Raw genomic sequence first — 16309 nt, 5'->3', positions numbered from 1 at the left:
GAGCGGGTCATGTTCGCCTTCGCCTATAGCCGTCCCACCGACCTCGCCGAGGCGCTGGCCACGCTTGCCGGCTCGGAGGAAGCCAAGCCGCTCGCCGGCGGCCAGACGCTGATCCCGACGCTGAAGCAGCGCCTCGCAAGCCCGTCCGATCTCGTCGACCTGTCGCGCCTCGCGGCGCTCAAGGGCATCGCGCTCGCCGATGGTGCCCTCGTCATCGGCGCCATGACCCGCCATGTCGAGGTGGCGACCTCGCCATTGGTTGCCGCCCACCTGCCGGCGCTGGCGGCGCTGGCCGGGCTGATCGGCGATCCGGCGGTGCGCAATCGCGGCACGCTCGGCGGCTCGGTCGCCAATAATGATCCGTCCGCCGATTACCCCGCCGCCTGTCTGGCGCTCGACGCCGTCATCGTCACCGACCGTCGCGAGCTGCCGGCCGGCGCCTTCTTCACCGGCCTGTTCGAGACGGCGCTGGAGCCGGGTGAGCTCGTCACCGCCGTGCGCTTCCCGCTCGGCGGCGAGGGAACTTACGAGAAATACCCCAACCCCGCCTCGCGCTACGCCATGGCCGGCGTCTTCGTCTGGCGGGGCCAAGGAGATGCCGAAACCCCGGAGGTGCGCGTCGCGGTTACCGGCGCCAGCCAGGGCGGCGTGTTCCGCTGGGCGGAGGCCGAGGCGGCGCTGGTGGCGGAGTTCTCGCCCAGCGCGCTCGCCGGCCTCAGGCCGGAGGCCGACGACATGATCGCCGACATTCACGGCTCCGGCGCCTATCGCGCCCAGCTGGTCGCGGTGATGGCGAAGCGGGCGGTGGCGGGTCTGGCCGCGGCGCGGTAGACCGCCTCGCATCATTCGAGGAGGAACGCGCCATGGCCGCGACGATCTACGGCATCAAGAACTGCGACACCATGAAGAAGGCGCGCGCCTGGCTGGAGGCGCATGGCGTCGCCTACGGCTTCCACGACTACAAGGCGGTGGGCGTCGAGCCCGAGCGGCTTGCCGGCTGGGTGAAGGAGCTCGGCTGGGAGGTGCTGCTGAACCGCGCCGGTACCACCTTCCGCGCGCTTCCCGACGCCGACAAGCAGGGGCTCGACGCGCAGAAGGCGATGGCGCTGATGCTGGCGCAGCCCTCGATGATCAAGCGCCCGGTGCTGGAGGCCGGCGGAAAGCTGATCGTCGGCTTCAAGCCGGAGATCTATGCGTCCGAATTTGGCAAGTAGCGACCGGAAGCCGCCGCGGGTGTAACCGTGACGCTCTCCCCGACCGGACGGGGAAGCTTCCCCGGCTCGGCGATCTAAAGCCCGAAGCCGCCCACCGGCTCGGTTTCGTGCCGGTTGTCGAAGCCGGCGATAAGAGGGCGGGCTTTGGCGATCGCGGCCTGCACGCCCGGCAGGGCGAGCGAGGCCTGATGGCTGTCCCGGCTGTCCCACGCCTCGGTGATCCAGAGCGCGTCGTCATGCGCGGGATCGCGGGCGATGACATAGCTGAGACATCCCGGCATGGGCGGGATGTCGGCGAGGAGGATGCCGAGCAGTTCCTCGCGCTTGCCGGGGGCGGCGATCATCCTGCCGATCAGGCCATACATGACGGGATCTCCCTGGACGCGACATAAGGATGACCGGTGCCCGTCCGATACGCGCCAATCCGATACGCGCGAGGAATAGCGGGTCGGCCGGGCCGCCGGAAGCCCTGTCGGCAGCCCGGAACAGGCCCGTCGGCCCGATGAACGGGCCGGCGAGGTGCGCCGCCTCTTGATAAGCCGCGCCATCCCTGCCACATCGGCGCGCATGAACGCGCTCTCCAACTCCGCCGCCTCGCCCATCGCGCTCGAAGTCGCGCGCCGGCGCACCTTTGCGATCATCTCGCACCCGGACGCCGGCAAGACCACGCTGACCGAAAAGCTGCTGCTGTTCGGCGGCGCGATCCAGCTCGCCGGCCAGGTGCGCGCCAAGAAGGACCGCCGCTCCACCCGCTCGGACTGGATGGCGATCGAGCGCGAACGCGGCATCTCGGTCGCCACCTCGGTGATGACCTTCGAGTTCGACGGCCATGTGTTCAACCTGCTGGACACGCCGGGCCATGAGGACTTCTCGGAAGATACCTATCGCACGCTGACCGCCGTCGACGCGGCGGTGATGGTGATCGACGCGGCCAAGGGCATCGAGGCGCGCACGCGCAAGCTGCTCGAGGTCTGCCGGCTGCGCGACATCCCGATCATCACCTTCATCAACAAGATGGACCGCGAGAGCCGCGATCCGTTCGAGATCCTCGACGAGATCGAGAAGACGCTGGCGCTCGACACCACGCCGATGACCTGGCCGGTGGGACGCGGGCGCGATTTCGTCGGCACCATGGACATCGCCACCGGCGGCATGCGGCTGCTCGACGGCGACGAGGGCAAGACCGGCCCCTTGCGCGACATGAGCATGGCGACCATCGCGGCGCTGAACAAATCGCTCGACGAGGCGGCGCTCGCCGAGGAACTCGGTCTGGTGCGCGAGGGCTGCAACCCGTTCGAGCTCGACAGCTTCCTCGAAGGCCATCTGACTCCGGTCTATTTCGGCTCGGCGCTGCGCAATTTCGGCGTCGGCGACCTCCTGGAAGGCCTCGGCAAATATGCCCCGCCGCCGCGTGCGCAGGATGCCGACAAGCGCCGGGTCGAGGCCGAGGAGCCGCGCATGTCGGCCTTCGTGTTCAAGATCCAGGCGAACATGGACCCGAACCACCGCGACCGCATCGCCTTCGCGCGGCTGTGCTCGGGCAAGCTGACGCGCGGCATGAAGGCCAAGCTGGTACGCACCGGCAAGCCGATGAGCCTCGCCACGCCGCAGTTCTTCTTCGCGCAGGACCGCCAGCTGGCGGAGGAAGCTTATGCCGGCGACGTGGTGGGCATCCCCAACCACGGCAATCTGCGCATCGGCGACACGCTGACCGAGGGCGAGGAGCTCAACTTCGTCGGCGTGCCGAGCTTCGCGCCGGAAATCCTGCGCCGGGTGAAGCTGCCTGACGCCATGAAGGCCAAGAAGCTGAAGCAGGCACTGCAGGAAATGGCCGAGGAAGGCGTGGTGCAGGTGTTCCGTCCCAATGACGGCTCGCCGGCGCTGGTCGGCGTGGTCGGGCCGCTGCAGCTCGACGTGCTGAAGAACCGGCTCGACGCCGAATACGGCCTCGAGGTCGGCTTCGACATGTCGGAATTCCAGCTGGCGCGCTGGGTGTCGTGCGAGGAAGCCAAGAAGCTCGAGGATTTCTCCACCGCCAACCGCTCCTCCATGGCGGAGGACCTCGACGGCGACCCGGTGTTCCTCGCCCCGTCCGCCTTCATGGTCGGCTATACCGGCGACCGCTGGCCGGGCATCGTCTTCACCGACATCAAGGACGTGAAGAAGAAGGCTGCGTGAACAGGGCCTGCTGCGACTCCGGCCAGCCGGAAACGAGGCCGTCGACCACCGCCCGGTCGCGGCCGGAGCGCTTGGCGCGATAGAGCATCTGGTCGGCGGCGTTCAGCGTCGCCTCGAACGGACCGGCGTCGGTGCGGCCGAAGGCGATGCCGGCGCTCACCGTGCAGGTGAACCCTTTCGCGGCCTGCACCGACTTCGTGAAGCTCGCCCGCACCGCCTCGGCATGGGCGAGCGCGGTGTCCGGCCCGGTATCGCTCAGCACCAGCGCGAATTCCTCGCCGCCGAGCCGGGCGGCCAGCTGGCCCTTGCGCAGGTGCTGGCGCAGCGCGCGGGCGAAATGCACCAGCACCCTGTCGCCGACCGCATGGCCGTAGGTGTCGTTGACCACCTTGAAGCGGTCGAGGTCGAAGACGATGACGGCCATCTCGCTGCCCATCGCCATGGCCTCGACCATGTCGAACAGCGCCCGGCGGTTGAGCAGGCCTGTCAGCGGATCGGTCATGGCGTCGTGCTTGTGCGCCTGCGCGAGGCGGGCCTGCTTGAGGGCCAGCGTGATCGCGCCGATGCCCGGCACCGCGACGATCACCGTGAGGATGTTGAGGTCCTCCGCCCAGTTCGACGGCGGGCCGGTCAGCACGGCGTTGCCCTCGATCGCCAGCGCCAGCGTGCAGAGCAGGAAGGAGACCGCGACCAGCAGATAGAACAGGCAGAGCCCGGCAATGGCGATGCGCGCTTCCCGCCGGCCCTTCCAGTATTCGCGGGCGGTGGCGATCAGCAGCCCGCCGGCACACAGGTTGATCAGGCCAAGGCCGATGCCGTCATAACCCAGTGCCGCTGGCGGCAGGGCTATGGGCAGCGTCAGCGCGCCGAGCAGCGCGGGCCGGATGGGCGATATGCGGCGGCGGAACTGATGGGCGGCGCCATAGAGCAACGAAAGACCGGCGAGCATGGGGGCGAAGGCCATCGCCAGCCGGGCCGGCGTCGGTTCGATGAAATAGAAGCGATAGAGAGCGAGCGTGCCGACGATAAAGGCGACGGCGATGGAGCAGGTGAGCAGGAACCCGTCGCTGCGGGTGCTTACCCAGGCTCCGAAGAACAGGGCCGTCACGCAGAGAGTGGAAAAGCCGGCCGAGACGAGCAGCGAAGAATAGTCGAGCAGCATGACCTTCCCAGGGACCGCCACGCGTCGAGCCCCGCCGCCGGCAATGGCACGCTAGCATCTTCCGCAGTCCTTTGGCAGCCGGCCCTCAGCGGGTGATCACGATGCGCGTACCGGCGCGGCCATGGGCGCCGACCAGCCGGTAGAAGGTCGCGGCATGGCCGGGGGAAAGGCGGATGCAGCCATGCGAGGCCGGGCGCCCGAGCCGGTTGAGGTCGTTGGTGCCGTGGATCGCCCAGCCGCGATGGAAGAACACCGCATAGGGCATCGGCGCGTTGTCATATTTGCGCGAGAAGTAGCGCTGGTGCGTGCGCTGGGGGCGGAAGCTGCCGGTCGGGGTAAGGTAGCCGCGGCGCGCGGTGGAGACCGGCCAGCTGAACTGCCGCGCGCCGGCTACCCACACATCCATCCGCTGCGCGCCGATATCGACATAGGCGACCACGCCGCTGGCCCTGGCAGGCGATGCCAGGCCCGGCAGGCCCATGCAGAGCGTCAGTGCGCCGAGCAGCGCGGCGAGCACCGGTTTCATCTGTCCCGCACCCCCGGAGGAGCGACCTCGAAAGGTCACTCTGCCATGGCGTCGCGTGCGGCGGCAGTGTGGTTGCTACGCATGGTCGGCGGTGCGGCCACCGGCGCAACCGCCGGCGGTACCGCGCTCAGGCGGGCGAGACCGCCGGATCGGCGGCCGGTGCCGCCATCGCCAGGGCGGCGGGGGAGCCGGACGGGCGCTGCGCCGTCTGCGGCAGGGTGTTGAACTCGCCGGCCTGCCAGTAGCGTTCCGAGCTCTTGTAGGAGGCCCGGCATCCCGAGGCGCAGAAATGGGTGATGCGCGGCTGGTCGCACACCAGGATCTCGCGGCCGAGCGTCTCCAGCCGGCGCGGGTCGTCGACGAGATAGGAAGCCAGCACGCGGGTGATGAGGCCGGGCCCGCTCGACAGCCAGATGGATTCGCGGTCGCCGCGCAACACCGAGGTGATCGCCTCCTCCAGCGCCTGCCCGATGACCGGATGGCCGGGCCGCACGGCGAGGAAATTGTTGCCGATGGTGCCGTAATGCTCCTGCCGCAGCACCATGTCGTGCCCGGCCAGGAACGGGTCGAGCGGGGCGAGGCAGCGGTCGTCGGCATCGGCATAGACGCCGCCCTCGACATGGAGGATGGCGAGGCGCAGCAGGTCGGCCTTGCCGGCGATGGCCGGCATGTGCCGGAAGGCGCGCAGCAGACGCTCGTCAGGGTAGTGCTGGACCCATTCCCGCGCCGAGGCGAGGGTGTGCCGGGTGTATCCCCATTCGGGGTTGCGCCCGCGCCAGCTGCCCATCAGCGCGGCGACGTCGTCGGGGAGCTCCGGCGTGTCCCAGAACTGGTGGATATGGCGCGGGATGGGCCGGTGGTCGGGATGGACGGGCTTCTCGTCGAGGAAGCCAGTCTGCCGCAGATGGATGAGGAAGCCGAGGGCGCAGCCGGTATGATGCCGGTTCGCGTTGACGGTCTCGACCCATTGCCGCAGGGAGCCGCGCTTGCGGGCCTCCTGCGCGGCGGCGAGGGCCTGCGCGTCGGTCCAGAAGTCGTTGACGATCTCGCCGGTGAGCCCGCGCGAGACATTGCGGCCCTGAAGCCGCCGGATCAGGCGGTGCGAGTGGCCGATGCTCTGCCGGGCGCCGGCGACGTCGAGCGCCATCAGCTGGATCGACGACAGGGTTCGGTATTCCTGCCCGTCCAGTTCCCGCATGTCCGGCTGCCGGAAGACGTCGAGCGCCTCGTCGACCCGCCATTGCGCCTTCAGCAGTCCTGCGGCCATCCGCGTCTTGAGCCGCTGGTCCGGCCGCTTCTTCTCGGGCATCGCCTCCAGGGTGGCGTGGGCCTCGTCATAACGTCCGCGCAGCGTGGCGAGCATGACGGCCAGCGCGGCGAGATTCGCGTCGCCGGAGAACCGGCCGACCGCGGCGGCGACCAGCTGCTCGGCTTCCGTGATGTAGCCCATCGACAGGAGATGATGGCCCAGCGCGCAATGAATGGCCGGGTCGTCCTTCTTGGCGGCCAGCGCCTGCACCAGTATTTCCAGCGTCTGCCGGGCGGAGATCTGGCGCCCCAATGTGTTGGCCAGCCCGATCCAGGCCTCCGCCGGTGATTCCGGCGTCGCGATGGCGCGCTTGAACGTCGCGACGGCGTCTTCTTCGTGACCTTCCACCGCCTGCCGGTGTCCCAGCGCCAGCAGCAGCTCGGGATGCTCGGGCAGCGACTCCAGCCCTTCCAGCAACACGGTGCGGGCCTGTTCCGTCTGCCCGGCGAACAGGAACGTCCTCGAGAGTTCGAGCACGAAGATGACGGCGTCGGGCTGCAGGGCCCAGCCCTGGCGGAGCACGGCTTCGGCCTCCGCCACGCTTCCGCGCCGCCGCAGCAGGGTGGCGAGCTGCAGGCGGAGGTCGAGCTCGTTCGGGGTACTCTCCAGGCTGCGCTGCAGGACAGCCTCGGCTTCTTCCGTTCGCTGGTCGAGCAGCAGCAGCTTCACCAGGTCGAGGGCGATGGCGGTGGTGCCGGGCTGGGCGCTCCATGCCTCGCGCAGCAGCGCCTCCGCCTCGGTCCGGTCGTCCCGCCGCCGCAGCTCGGCGAGCTGCAGCCGGACTTCGGTCTCGCCCGGGGCGGCCTCCAATGTCTGGCGCAGGACGGTTTCGGCGTCGTCGGTGCGCTTGCCGCGAATCATCAGCTTGGCGAGGTCGAGGGCGACGGCGGCCGCGGCGGGCTGAACGGTCCAGGCACGACGCAGCAGGGCTTCCGCCTCTGCCGGATCGTCCTGCCGCCGCCGCAGCTCGGCGAGCTTCGCCAGCACGTCGACCTGCTTCGGCGCGCCCTCCAGCGCCTGGCGCAGCACGGCCTCGGCTTCCGGCAGCTGCTTCTTCGCCAGGAATCGGTCGGCGAGGGCGAGGGCGATCAGCGGTTCGCCGGGACGCAGCGACCAGCCCTGTTCGAGCAGCGCGTCGGCATCGGCGACGTCGCGCTGCCGCCGACGCAGCCCGACCAGCTGCAGGCGCGATTCCGCGTGTTCGGGGGTGACCTCGAGCAATTGCCGCAGCACCGTTTCGGCTTCGTCGGGCTGCCTCATCAGCATCAGCAGCTTGGCGTAGCGGTGTCCCACTCTCGGGTCCCGGTTGCCGGCGGCCCATGCCCGCTGGAACAGTGCCCGGGCCTCGTTGCGGTCGCCGGCCTTGCGCCGCAGATCGGCGAGCAGCACCAGCGATTTTTCCTGCTGCGGATGGGATTCCAGCGTCTTGCGCAGAAGGGCTTCGGCTTGATCGTTCTTGCCGGCGGCGGCGAGCGCCTTGGCCTTGCTGAACCGGTCGGTGGACTCGGACGTCATCGCGTCACCTGCACTGGTGTTTCGGGTCGGCAAGCCGCGCGCGAAGTGCCCCGGCGTCCGGCGGGAAGGGCGGTCACGCCCGCCGCGACGGGCACGGCAGCACCCCTTCCGGGATGCGGATCCGTGCCACCGTCGGGCGTCGGTCTTGGCGCGCACGCTCCGGTATCTCTCTCGAGACGCTCAGGCACGGCAGCTTCAACGAAGTTGTGTGGTTAACCCGTGTAGTGTGGCGTTTCAAGGTCAAAGCGCCACGGCATCGCTCCAATAATCGGCGCGCGGGACGGGCGCGAGGCATGTAAGAGGCCCTGCGCGCGAGCGTCTCGGGCGTGTCGCGCCGCCGGTCTGCTGCCTCGGCGGCAAGGCATCGTCCGGCACAATATTGGCTAATATTTGCGGCGCATCGAGGTGTTCGAGGTCTGCGCGGCGGGCGGTCGCGATGAGCCGATGGCTATGCGTTCGCGCTAGGTGGATTTTCCTGCGGCCGCCATGGCGAACTTCGGGGAACACCCCGGGAGGCGTCGGCCGCGCGGTTTCCACTTTGGACACGTTCAAATTCACTCGCGCTTGCTCTAGCGTGGCGCCGCTTCGCTGAAGAGGGGATCGCGACATGCTGCTGATGCTGGCCGGGCTGGTGCTGTTTCTCGCCGCTCATATCTTCACCACCTTGCGCGAGGCGCGGGCACAGGCCGTGGCGCGGCTGGGGCTGCTGCCCTACCGGGCGATCTACTCGCTGGTCTCGATCGCCGCAGTGCTGATGATCGCCTATGGCTATGGCGCCTGGCGCGCCGCCGGTCCGGCGCAGCTGTGGGAGCCGCCGGTGGCGATGCGCCACATCGCGCTGACGCTGATGCTGTTCTCCACCATCGCCATCGGCGCCTATCTGGTGCCGAGCCATCTGCGGGCCCGGCTGAAGCACCCGATGCTGGTCGGGGTGAAGATCTGGGCGCTGGCGCATCTCCTCGCCAATGGCGATGCCGCCACCATGGTGCTGGCCGGCGTCATCCTCGCCTGGGCGGTCTATGACCGCATCTCGGTAAAGCGGCGCGGCGTGCCGCTGCCGGTGGCGCCGAAGGGCTGGGGCGGTGACGTCGTTGCGGTGCTGGTCGGGCTCGTGCTTTATGCGGCGCTCGCATTCTGGTTCCACCCCTATGTGGTCGGGGTACCCGTGCTGATGCACTAAGCCTGCTGCCCTAAGATCGACGCCGGGCGCCCAAGTCCCGGCCGAAACGAGGAAGTGCCCATGTCCGTCCAGTCCGCGGTCCGCCGGCTCACCGCTCCCGACATCCGTGCCCGCAAGGGCGGCGATCCCATCGTCTCGCTCACCTCCTACCATGCCCATACCGCCCGGCTGATCGACCCGCATGTCGACTTCATGCTGGTGGGCGATTCGCTGGGCATGGTGATGCACGGCATGGAGACCACGGTTCCCGTCACCGTCGAGATGATGATCCTGCAGGGCCAGGCGGTGATGCGGGGCTCCTCGCGCGCGCTGGTGGTGGTCGACCTGCCGTTCGGCTCCTATGAGGGCTCGCCGCAGCAGGCCTTCGCCACCGCCTCGCGGGTGCTGAAGGAGACCGGCGCCGGCGCGATCAAGCTGGAAGGCGGCCGTCGCATGGCCGAGACGGTGCGCTTCCTCGCCGATCGCGGCGTGCCGGTGATGGGCCATGTCGGCCTGACCCCGCAGGCGATCAACACGCTCGGCTCCTTCAAGGCGCTGGGGCGCGACGAGGCGAGCGCCCAGCTCATTCTCGACGACGCCCGCTCCATCGCCGATGCCGGCGCCTTTTCCATCGTGCTGGAGGCGATCTCCGAGCCGCTGGCCCGCCAGATCACCGCCGAGGTCGCCCCGCCCACCATCGGCATCGGCGGCTCGCCGGCCTGCGACGGGCAGATCCTGGTGCTGGAGGACATGCTCGGCCTTTCGGACCGGGTGCCGCGCTTCGTCAAGAAGTTCGCCGAGATCGGCCCGGCCATCGGCGCCGCGGTGGAGGCCTATGCCAGCGAGGTGCGCGCGCGCTCCTTCCCGGCGGCCGAGCACGTCTACGCGCCCAAGAAAGTGTGACCGGCGGACTGGCACGCGGTTTCGGCACGCATTTGCCTTGCTGAAGCCGCATCGCTAGTTTACGCGGCCTTCTCAAGGTGCCGGATTGCCGCCGCTTCCCGCGCGGCGCCGGCATTTCCCGACCTTTTTCCCCACGGATCGCGACATGGCTGACATTTTCCACGAAATCGACGAGGACCTTCGTCGCGAGCGGTTCGCCCGCTTGTGGAAACGCTATGGCGTGGTGGTGATCGGCGCCGCGGTGCTGGTCGTCGCCGGCGTCGCGGTCTGGCGCGGCGTCGAATGGTGGAATCTCCAGCAGCAGCAGGAATCCAGCGCCCGCTTCGAGTCGGCGCTGAAGCTCGCCGCCGACGGCAAGAGCGGCGACGCGGAGACCGCCTTCGCCGCGCTGGAGAAGGACGGCACCGCCGGCTATGCCACGCTGGCGCGCTTCCGCGCCGCCGCCGCGCTGGCGCCGACCGACCGCGCCGGGGCGGTGGCCGCCTATGACGCCGTCGCCAATGACAACCGCATCAGCCCGCTGATGCGCGACCTTGCCCGGCTGCGCGCCGGCCTGTTGCTGGTGGACAGCGCCTCGGTCGCCGACATCACCACCCGCATGCAGCCGCTGGCCGATCCGGCCGGCCCGTTCCGCAACTCGGCGCGCGAGATCGTCGGCCTCGCCCAGTACAAGGCCGGCGACTACGCCGCCGCCGCCAAGAGCTTCGAGGCGATCCTCTCGGACGGGCAGGCGGCGCCGGGCCTGCGCCAGCGCGCCGATCTGATGCAGAAGCTCGCCAGCGCGAGCGCTCCCGCCGAGGCGGCCCCGGCCGCGACGGCGCCTGCCGCCCCGGCGGCACCGGCCGTGCAGTAAGGAGACCCTGGGATGCTGTCGATGAAGCGTGATTCCGCGCGTGTGGCGCGCCGTGCCGGGCTGGCGATCGCCGCGCTGTCGCTCGCCCTCGCCACCGCCGGCTGCGGCTCGATGGATATCGACAAGCTGAACCCGTTCCAGGAGCGGGAGAAGAAGCTGCCGGGCGCCCGCACCGCGGTGTTCCCGGAAGGCGTGCCGGGCGTCGACTACAACGCGGCACCGCAGCAGCCGGCCAATTCTGGCTATGATTATTCCGCGCAGTCCGCCGGCTCGTCGGCCACCGGCCAGACGGGCACCACCACATCGGCCGCCAAGCCGACGCAGTAACTCGCCGGCGCAGTAACTCGCCGACGCAGTGACGTCGATCCAGTAACGCCGTTCAGTAACTTGCCGGCCCACTAATTTTCGGCGCGGGGGCGCCACGCAATGACCATGACCGTCGCCATCGTCGGCCGCCCGAATGTGGGCAAGTCGACGCTGTTCAACCGCCTCGTCGGCAAGCGCCTCGCGCTGGTCGACGACCGCCCCGGCGTGACCCGCGACCGGCGCGAGGGCGACGCGCGGCTCGGCCATCTCGAGTTTCGCGTCATCGATACCGCCGGCCTCGAAGAGGCGAAGGCGGAAAGCCTCGAGGGCCGCATGCGCGCCCAGACCGAGGCGGCGATCGACGATGCCGACGTGCTTTTGTTCCTCATCGACGCCCGTGTCGGCCTGACGCCGACCGACCGCGCCTTTGCCGAACTCGCCCGCCGCTCCGGCAAGCACACCATCCTCATCGCCAACAAGAGCGAGGGCCGCGACGCCGCCGCCGGCGCGCTCGACGCCTATTCGCTCGGCCTCGGCGACCCGGTGGAGCTCTCCGCCGAGCATGGGGAGGGCATGGGCGAACTGGTGCGCGCGCTGATGCCGTGCTTCCCCGACGATGCCGACGAGGAGGAGGAGCCGGAAGCGGAGGAGGGCAATCGCCGCATCCGCGTCGCCGTGCTCGGGCGCCCCAATGCCGGCAAGTCGACGCTGATCAACGCGCTGCTCGGTGAGGACCGACTGCTGACCGGCCCTGAGGCCGGCATCACCCGCGATTCCATCGCGGTCGATGTCGAGCGCGCCGGGGTGCGGCTGAAGCTGTTCGACACTGCCGGCATGCGCAAGCGCGCCCGCGTCGAGGACAAGCTGGAGAAGCTCTCGGTCGCCGACGGCCTGCGCGCCGCCCGCTTCGCCGAGGTGGTGGTGGTGATGATGGACGCCACCCATCCCTTCGAGGAGCAGGACCTGCGCATCGCCGACCTGGTGGTGCGCGAGGGCCGGGCGCTGGTGCTGGCGATTTCCAAGAGCGACCTCGTCAAGGATCAGGCCGGCATCGCCAAGAAGATGCGCGAGGAGGCCGATCACTGGCTGCCGCAGGCGCGCGGTATGCCGGCGGTGATGGTCTCCGGCCTCACCGGCGAGGGCCTCGACCGGCTGGTGCGGGCGATCAGCGAGGCGCACGAGGTGTGGAACCGCCGCGTCGCCACCAACCCGCTCAATCGCTGGCTGATCGAGACGACCACCGACCATCCGCCGCCGGCGGTGTCGGGGCGGCGCATCAAGCTGCGCTACATCACCCAGCCCAAGAGCCGGCCGCCGAGCTTCGTGCTGTTCTGCTCGCGCGCCGACGCGCTGCCGGAGAGCTATATCCGCTATCTGGTGAACGGGCTGCGCGCCACCTTCGACCTGCCCGGCGTGCCGATCCGGCTGACGCTGCGCGAGAAGGACAACCCCTACGCCGACAAGGACTGAGGGGAACCGCCGGGGCGTTCTCTTGCGGGCCGCGTGCTTCCTCTATCCATAGGGAGGCCGGAGGGTCCTGCTCCGCCAGATGAACGCCGCTCCCTCTCCCGAGGGGGCTGGGGTGAGGGGGCCTCAAGGCTCCCCATGTCGTCGCCCTCTCCGAGCCGCTGCGCGGGCCACCTCTCCGCAAAGCCGGCCATTGCCGGCTTTGCCCTCGTCAGAACCGAACCCAGCAGCAGCCGGGTGCGGGCGGGGAGAGGGAGTGTGCCGATCCCGTCCGCGGCGCACAGCTTCGAGAAACGTGCGGCTGAAACGACGAGCTCCCTGTCCCGCTCGGGAAAGGGAAAGTGTGCGATTTCCGTTGCTGAGTCGGACGACGAAGGTCCTCGTCACATCCAGAGCGACAGGCTCCGTCTCCCCGACGGAGAGAGGGTTGGGGTGAGGGGGCTTCAAGGCTCCCCATGTCGTCGCCCTCTCCGACCCGCTGTGCGGGCCACCTCTCCCCAATGGTGAGAGGGAAAGTGCGCATCCCCCGTTCGCGACTTATCGCTGCGAGAATCGTCAGTCTGGAGCGACGGACTTCCGGTCCTCAATGCGAGAGGGAGAGCGCGCGATGTCGCGTTGTCGCGTGGGACACTGAAGAACGACGAGTCCCGCCCCACCCGGCGCGCCAAGGCCCCATCTTCCCGAAAGGGAGAGGGGCGGGGTGAGGCGGCTCTGAGGCTCCCTATCATGTCGCCCCTCACCGACCCGCTGCGCGAGCCACCTCTCCCCGAGGGGAGAGAAAACGACGATCCCCGCCGCCGTGCCGTCCGCGCCGTCTCGGTCCCGGCGGAGACCGGAGGCTTCGATCCATGAGAGGACGGCTCCTCCTCTGGCCGGCGGGGAGAGGGATGGGGTGAGAGGGCTCCACGCCGCTCCCACCCGGAACGCCGGCTGTCTCTCCAATGGCGAGAGGGGGGCGGGGAGACGGCTCCACCCCTCACCGCAGCGGCGGCAATCTCCGGCGCACCGCCTGCGACTTGATCACCGCCGTCGAGGTTACGGCGTGCTCGGCCAGCGCCTCCAGCACGGTGTCCATCTCCTCGACGTCGCGCACCACCAGCTGCGCGAGGAACGGGTCGTCGCCGGTGATCTTCAGGCATTCGACGATGTGCGGGCAGTCGTCGATCAGCCGCTCCACCAGATGCAGCTTGCCGGGCAGCGGCCGGATGCGGACCATGGCGCGGATGGCATAGCCGATCGCGCGCGGGTCGATCTCGGCGGAAAACCCCTTCAGCACCCCGGCCGCCTCCAGCCGCCGTACCCGTTCGGCGACGCCGGGGGCGGACATGCCGACCAGCCGGGCGAGCTCGCTCATCGGAAGGCGCGCGTCGCGGTCGATCTCGCTCAGGATGCGGGCGTCGAGCGCGTCGAGCCCCGAAGCCGCGGGTTGCAGCCGCATCGCCGGTTTCTCCTTTGAACCGGAGCCATCTTCGACGAATTGCCTTCGATCCTCCATTCGAATCGACGCAAGCGGGTGGCATTCTCGCCGCCTCTCGAATCGGATCCTCCGACACATGCTCATCGGTATCCTCGCCGGGCTCGCCACCGGCGCGCTGTGGGGCCTGTCCTTCGTGGCGCCGCGGGCGGTGGCGCCGTTCTCCGCGCTGGAGCTCTCGGTCGCCCGCTATCTGCTGTTCGGCGTCGTCTGCGTGCTGCTGATGGTGGATGCGCGCTTCCGGCCGCTCGGGCTCACCCGCCGGCAGCTGCTGACGGGCTTCGGGCTCGGCATGCTCGGCTATTTCGGCTATTTCCTCGCCATCTCCTATGCCGTGCTGCTGGCCGGGGCGGTGGTGCCGCCGCTGATCGCCGGCACCGCGCCGGTGGTGCTCGCCGTGGTCGGGAATCTGCGCGAGCCCGCCGTCCGCTGGCGCCGGCTGCTGCTGCCGCTCGGCCTCGTCGCCGCCGGGCTGGTGGTGGTGAACGCCGCCGGACTCGGCGAGGCCGGGCCAGCCGATAGCGGGGCGATGCTGGCCGGCATCGGCCTGGCGGTGGTGTCGCTCGCGGTCTGGGTGGTGTACGGGCTGATCAATGCCGCCGTGCTGCGCGGCGAGGGCGCGCCCTCGGCCTTGCGCTGGACCGGGCTGCAGGGCCTCGGCGCCGGCACCGCCTCGCTGCTGGCGCTGCCCTTCATGCTGCCCGGCGCGTCGCCGGCGGCGGGCGGGGAGGACGTGCTGCGCTTCGTCACCTGGGTGCTGGTGATGGGCGCGGTGGTGTCGTGGTTCGGCACCTATTGCTGGGTGGTGGCATCGCGCCTTCTGCCGCTGGCGCTGTCGGGCCAGCTCATCGTCGCCGAGACGGTGTTCGGCCTCGGCTACGGCCTCGCCTATGAGCACCGCCTGCCGACCTCGCCCGAGCTGGTCGGCACGCTGCTGCAGCTGGTCGGCGTGGCGCTGGCGGTGGCGATCTTCGCCCGCCGCGCCGGGCCGGGTCGTCCGGTCACGCCGGAACCGGGAATTCCTTGAGCGCGCGGGTCGGGAAGTCGTAGAGCTTGCCGGTCTCGGTGAAGCTCGGCAGGCACAGGGCGAGGATCGCCTGCGCCACCTCTTCCGGCGCCGGCAGGGTGTTCGGATCCTCGCTGGGGAACGCCTTGGCCCGCATGCGGGTGCGGATCGGGCCGGGGTTGATCAGGTTCACCTTCAGCGCCGAGACGTTGGCGGTCTCCGCCGCCCAGGTGCGGGCCAGCACTTCCAGCCCCGCCTTGGTCACCGCATAGACCCCCCAGAAGGCGCGCGCCTTGTGGGCGGCGCCGGAGGAGACGAACACGGCGCGGCCGGCGTCGGAGAGGCGCAGCAGCGGGTCCATCGAGCGGATCAGCCGCCAGTTGGCGGTCAGGTTGACGTTGAGCGGGCCCTCGAAATCCTTCGGATCGATCTGGGCGAGCGGTGTCATCGGCCCGAGCACGCCGGCATTGCCGACCAGTATGTCGAGCTTGCCGAAGCGCTCGAACAATGCGCCGCCGAGGCGGTCGATGCCGGCGAAGTCGAGTATGTCGAGCGGTACCAGCGTGGCGGTGGAGCCGGTGGCGACGATGGCGTCGTCGAGTTCCTCCAGCGCGCCCTGGGTGCGGCCGGTGGCGACCACATGCGCGCCGGCGGCGGCCAGCGCCAGCGCGGTGGCGCGGCCGATGCCGCGGGTGGCGCCGGTGACGAGGGCGAGGCGGCCTTCCAGCGGCCGCGCTTGGGGGTCGGTCATCCGGCGTTCCTCGGCAGATCGTTGTCGGGAGAGGTCAGTGGCTGTCGTCGGTCAGCACCACGGAAGGTGCCGAGCGCTTGGCCGGGCCGTGGGTGACGGCCTCGATATTATTGCCCTCGGGGTCGAGGACGAAGGCGGCATAATAGCCCGGATGATAGTCGCGCGGGCCCGGCGCGCCGTTGTCGCGCCCGCCATGGGCAAGCGCCGCCTCGTAGAAGCGCTCGACCGTCTCGCGGTCCGCCGCCTGGAAGGCGAGGTGGGCGCGCCCGGTTGTCGGCTCGCCGGGCGAGACGAACAGCTCGTCGGCGAAGAAATAGCCCTCGCCCTCGACGACCGGCACGCCGATCACCGCCAGCACCGCCTTGTAGAAGCGCTTGCACGCCTCATAGTCGGCGACCACCAGCGAGACATGGTCGAGAAGCCGCCCGCGGTGCCACTGGTTCAGCTCGACCATGCAACTCCTCCTGTTCCGGGTCTCCCGCCCGC

Annotated in this window: 16 protein-coding genes; 9 read left to right on the top strand and 7 right to left on the bottom strand. The window is 69.9% G+C overall.

Going from position 1 to position 16309, the window contains the following annotated elements:
• Positions 1-9: 9 nt before the first annotated feature.
• Both KHC28_RS22470 and KHC28_RS22465 read left to right on the top strand, forming a co-directional pair.
• Positions 10-831, top strand: a complete 822-nt coding sequence (locus KHC28_RS22470; RefSeq protein ID WP_214010582.1) for an FAD binding domain-containing protein — start codon at positions 10-12, stop codon at positions 829-831.
• A 32-nt stretch (positions 832-863) separates the two neighbouring features.
• A complete protein-coding gene (locus KHC28_RS22465) occupies positions 864-1214 on the top strand; it encodes an ArsC family reductase (protein ID WP_214010581.1) in 351 nt (116 codons plus the stop codon).
• Positions 1215-1288: 74 nt separating this feature from the next.
• Here the strand turns inward: KHC28_RS22465 and KHC28_RS22460 are convergent, their stop codons facing one another.
• Positions 1289-1579 carry a putative quinol monooxygenase gene (locus KHC28_RS22460; protein WP_214010580.1) on the bottom strand — a complete coding sequence of 97 codons (291 nt, stop codon included), beginning with the start codon at positions 1577-1579 and terminating at the stop codon, positions 1289-1291.
• 202 nt (positions 1580-1781) lie between these two features.
• On the opposite strand from KHC28_RS22460, the gene KHC28_RS22455 reads away from it, so the two are divergent.
• Complete coding sequence (locus KHC28_RS22455) at positions 1782-3392, top strand: peptide chain release factor 3 (RefSeq protein ID WP_214010579.1); 1611 nt, start codon at positions 1782-1784, stop codon at positions 3390-3392.
• Here KHC28_RS22455 and KHC28_RS22450 read toward each other — a convergent pair.
• From KHC28_RS22450 to KHC28_RS22440, 3 genes are all read right to left on the bottom strand, one after another.
• A complete protein-coding gene (locus KHC28_RS22450; protein ID WP_214010578.1) occupies positions 3364-4554 on the bottom strand; it encodes a GGDEF domain-containing protein in 1191 nt (396 codons plus the stop codon). The two genes, KHC28_RS22455 and KHC28_RS22450, sit on opposite strands and share 29 nt — an antisense overlap.
• 85 nt (positions 4555-4639) lie before the next feature.
• Positions 4640-5080, bottom strand: coding sequence for a L,D-transpeptidase (locus tag KHC28_RS22445; protein ID WP_214010577.1), 441 nt, complete (start codon positions 5078-5080; stop codon positions 4640-4642).
• A gap of 127 nt (positions 5081-5207) precedes the next feature.
• Positions 5208-7904 carry a tetratricopeptide repeat protein gene (locus tag KHC28_RS22440; RefSeq protein ID WP_214010576.1) on the bottom strand — a complete coding sequence of 899 codons (2697 nt, stop codon included), beginning with the start codon at positions 7902-7904 and terminating at the stop codon, positions 5208-5210.
• A 607-nt stretch (positions 7905-8511) separates the two neighbouring features.
• Between KHC28_RS22440 and KHC28_RS22435 the strand changes: the two genes are divergently transcribed.
• The 5 genes from KHC28_RS22435 (at position 8512) to der (ending at position 12595) form a co-directional block, all read left to right on the top strand.
• A complete protein-coding gene (locus KHC28_RS22435; RefSeq protein WP_214010575.1) occupies positions 8512-9084 on the top strand; it encodes an NnrU family protein in 573 nt (190 codons plus the stop codon).
• A 60-nt stretch (positions 9085-9144) separates the two neighbouring features.
• Positions 9145-9966 carry a 3-methyl-2-oxobutanoate hydroxymethyltransferase gene (panB, locus tag KHC28_RS22430; RefSeq protein ID WP_214010574.1) on the top strand — a complete coding sequence of 274 codons (822 nt, stop codon included), beginning with the start codon at positions 9145-9147 and terminating at the stop codon, positions 9964-9966.
• 145 nt (positions 9967-10111) lie between these two features.
• Positions 10112-10819: a tetratricopeptide repeat protein gene (locus KHC28_RS22425; protein WP_214010573.1), complete on the top strand. Its 708-nt coding sequence runs from the start codon at positions 10112-10114 to the stop codon at positions 10817-10819.
• A gap of 21 nt (positions 10820-10840) precedes the next feature.
• Positions 10841-11146: a hypothetical protein gene (locus KHC28_RS22420; RefSeq protein WP_214010572.1), complete on the top strand. Its 306-nt coding sequence runs from the start codon at positions 10841-10843 to the stop codon at positions 11144-11146.
• 99 nt (positions 11147-11245) lie between these two features.
• A complete protein-coding gene (gene der, locus KHC28_RS22415; protein ID WP_214010571.1) occupies positions 11246-12595 on the top strand; it encodes a ribosome biogenesis GTPase Der in 1350 nt (449 codons plus the stop codon).
• A gap of 973 nt (positions 12596-13568) precedes the next feature.
• Here der and KHC28_RS22410 read toward each other — a convergent pair.
• Positions 13569-14030 carry an Lrp/AsnC family transcriptional regulator gene (locus tag KHC28_RS22410; protein ID WP_214010570.1) on the bottom strand — a complete coding sequence of 154 codons (462 nt, stop codon included), beginning with the start codon at positions 14028-14030 and terminating at the stop codon, positions 13569-13571.
• Between the two features lie 115 nt (positions 14031-14145).
• On the opposite strand from KHC28_RS22410, the gene KHC28_RS22405 reads away from it, so the two are divergent.
• Positions 14146-15093 (top strand): DMT family transporter, encoded by a 948-nt coding sequence (locus KHC28_RS22405; protein ID WP_214010569.1) that lies wholly within the window; start codon positions 14146-14148, stop codon positions 15091-15093.
• On the opposite strand, the gene KHC28_RS22400 is transcribed toward KHC28_RS22405, so the two are convergent.
• Both KHC28_RS22400 and KHC28_RS22395 read right to left on the bottom strand, forming a co-directional pair.
• Positions 15068-15823 (bottom strand): SDR family NAD(P)-dependent oxidoreductase, encoded by a 756-nt coding sequence (locus tag KHC28_RS22400; protein WP_214010568.1) that lies wholly within the window; start codon positions 15821-15823, stop codon positions 15068-15070. The genes KHC28_RS22405 and KHC28_RS22400 overlap by 26 nt on opposite strands.
• A gap of 34 nt (positions 15824-15857) precedes the next feature.
• Positions 15858-16277 carry a VOC family protein gene (locus KHC28_RS22395; protein ID WP_214010567.1) on the bottom strand — a complete coding sequence of 140 codons (420 nt, stop codon included), beginning with the start codon at positions 16275-16277 and terminating at the stop codon, positions 15858-15860.
• Positions 16278-16309: the final 32 nt, after the last annotated feature.

The sequence above is a fragment of the Ancylobacter sonchi genome (assembly GCF_018390695.1).
GTDB classification, from domain to species: Bacteria; Pseudomonadota; Alphaproteobacteria; order Rhizobiales; family Xanthobacteraceae; genus Ancylobacter; species Ancylobacter sonchi.
This window is presented reverse-complemented; position numbering and strand designations above follow the sequence as displayed.

What these genes read in the sequence shown, in the direction of transcription:
- KHC28_RS22470 (WP_214010582.1), top strand. Translation starts at nt 10, where the DNA reads ATGTTCGCCTTCGCCTATAGCCGTCCCACCGACCTCGCCGAGGCGCTG.
- KHC28_RS22465 (WP_214010581.1), top strand. Translation starts at nt 864, where the DNA reads ATGGCCGCGACGATCTACGGCATCAAGAACTGCGACACCATGAAGAAG.
- KHC28_RS22460 (WP_214010580.1), bottom strand. Translation starts at nt 1,579, where the DNA reads ATGTATGGCCTGATCGGCAGGATGATCGCCGCCCCCGGCAAGCGCGAG.
- KHC28_RS22455 (WP_214010579.1), top strand. Translation starts at nt 1,782, where the DNA reads ATGAACGCGCTCTCCAACTCCGCCGCCTCGCCCATCGCGCTCGAAGTC.
- KHC28_RS22450 (WP_214010578.1), bottom strand. Translation starts at nt 4,554, where the DNA reads ATGCTGCTCGACTATTCTTCGCTGCTCGTCTCGGCCGGCTTTTCCACT.
- KHC28_RS22445 (WP_214010577.1), bottom strand. Translation starts at nt 5,080, where the DNA reads ATGAAACCGGTGCTCGCCGCGCTGCTCGGCGCACTGACGCTCTGCATG.
- KHC28_RS22440 (WP_214010576.1), bottom strand. Translation starts at nt 7,904, where the DNA reads ATGACGTCCGAGTCCACCGACCGGTTCAGCAAGGCCAAGGCGCTCGCC.
- KHC28_RS22435 (WP_214010575.1), top strand. Translation starts at nt 8,512, where the DNA reads ATGCTGCTGATGCTGGCCGGGCTGGTGCTGTTTCTCGCCGCTCATATC.
- panB (WP_214010574.1), top strand. Translation starts at nt 9,145, where the DNA reads ATGTCCGTCCAGTCCGCGGTCCGCCGGCTCACCGCTCCCGACATCCGT.
- KHC28_RS22425 (WP_214010573.1), top strand. Translation starts at nt 10,112, where the DNA reads ATGGCTGACATTTTCCACGAAATCGACGAGGACCTTCGTCGCGAGCGG.
- KHC28_RS22420 (WP_214010572.1), top strand. Translation starts at nt 10,841, where the DNA reads ATGAAGCGTGATTCCGCGCGTGTGGCGCGCCGTGCCGGGCTGGCGATC.
- der (WP_214010571.1), top strand. Translation starts at nt 11,246, where the DNA reads ATGACCATGACCGTCGCCATCGTCGGCCGCCCGAATGTGGGCAAGTCG.
- KHC28_RS22410 (WP_214010570.1), bottom strand. Translation starts at nt 14,030, where the DNA reads ATGCGGCTGCAACCCGCGGCTTCGGGGCTCGACGCGCTCGACGCCCGC.
- KHC28_RS22405 (WP_214010569.1), top strand. Translation starts at nt 14,146, where the DNA reads ATGCTCATCGGTATCCTCGCCGGGCTCGCCACCGGCGCGCTGTGGGGC.
- KHC28_RS22400 (WP_214010568.1), bottom strand. Translation starts at nt 15,823, where the DNA reads ATGACCGACCCCCAAGCGCGGCCGCTGGAAGGCCGCCTCGCCCTCGTC.
- KHC28_RS22395 (WP_214010567.1), bottom strand. Translation starts at nt 16,277, where the DNA reads ATGGTCGAGCTGAACCAGTGGCACCGCGGGCGGCTTCTCGACCATGTC.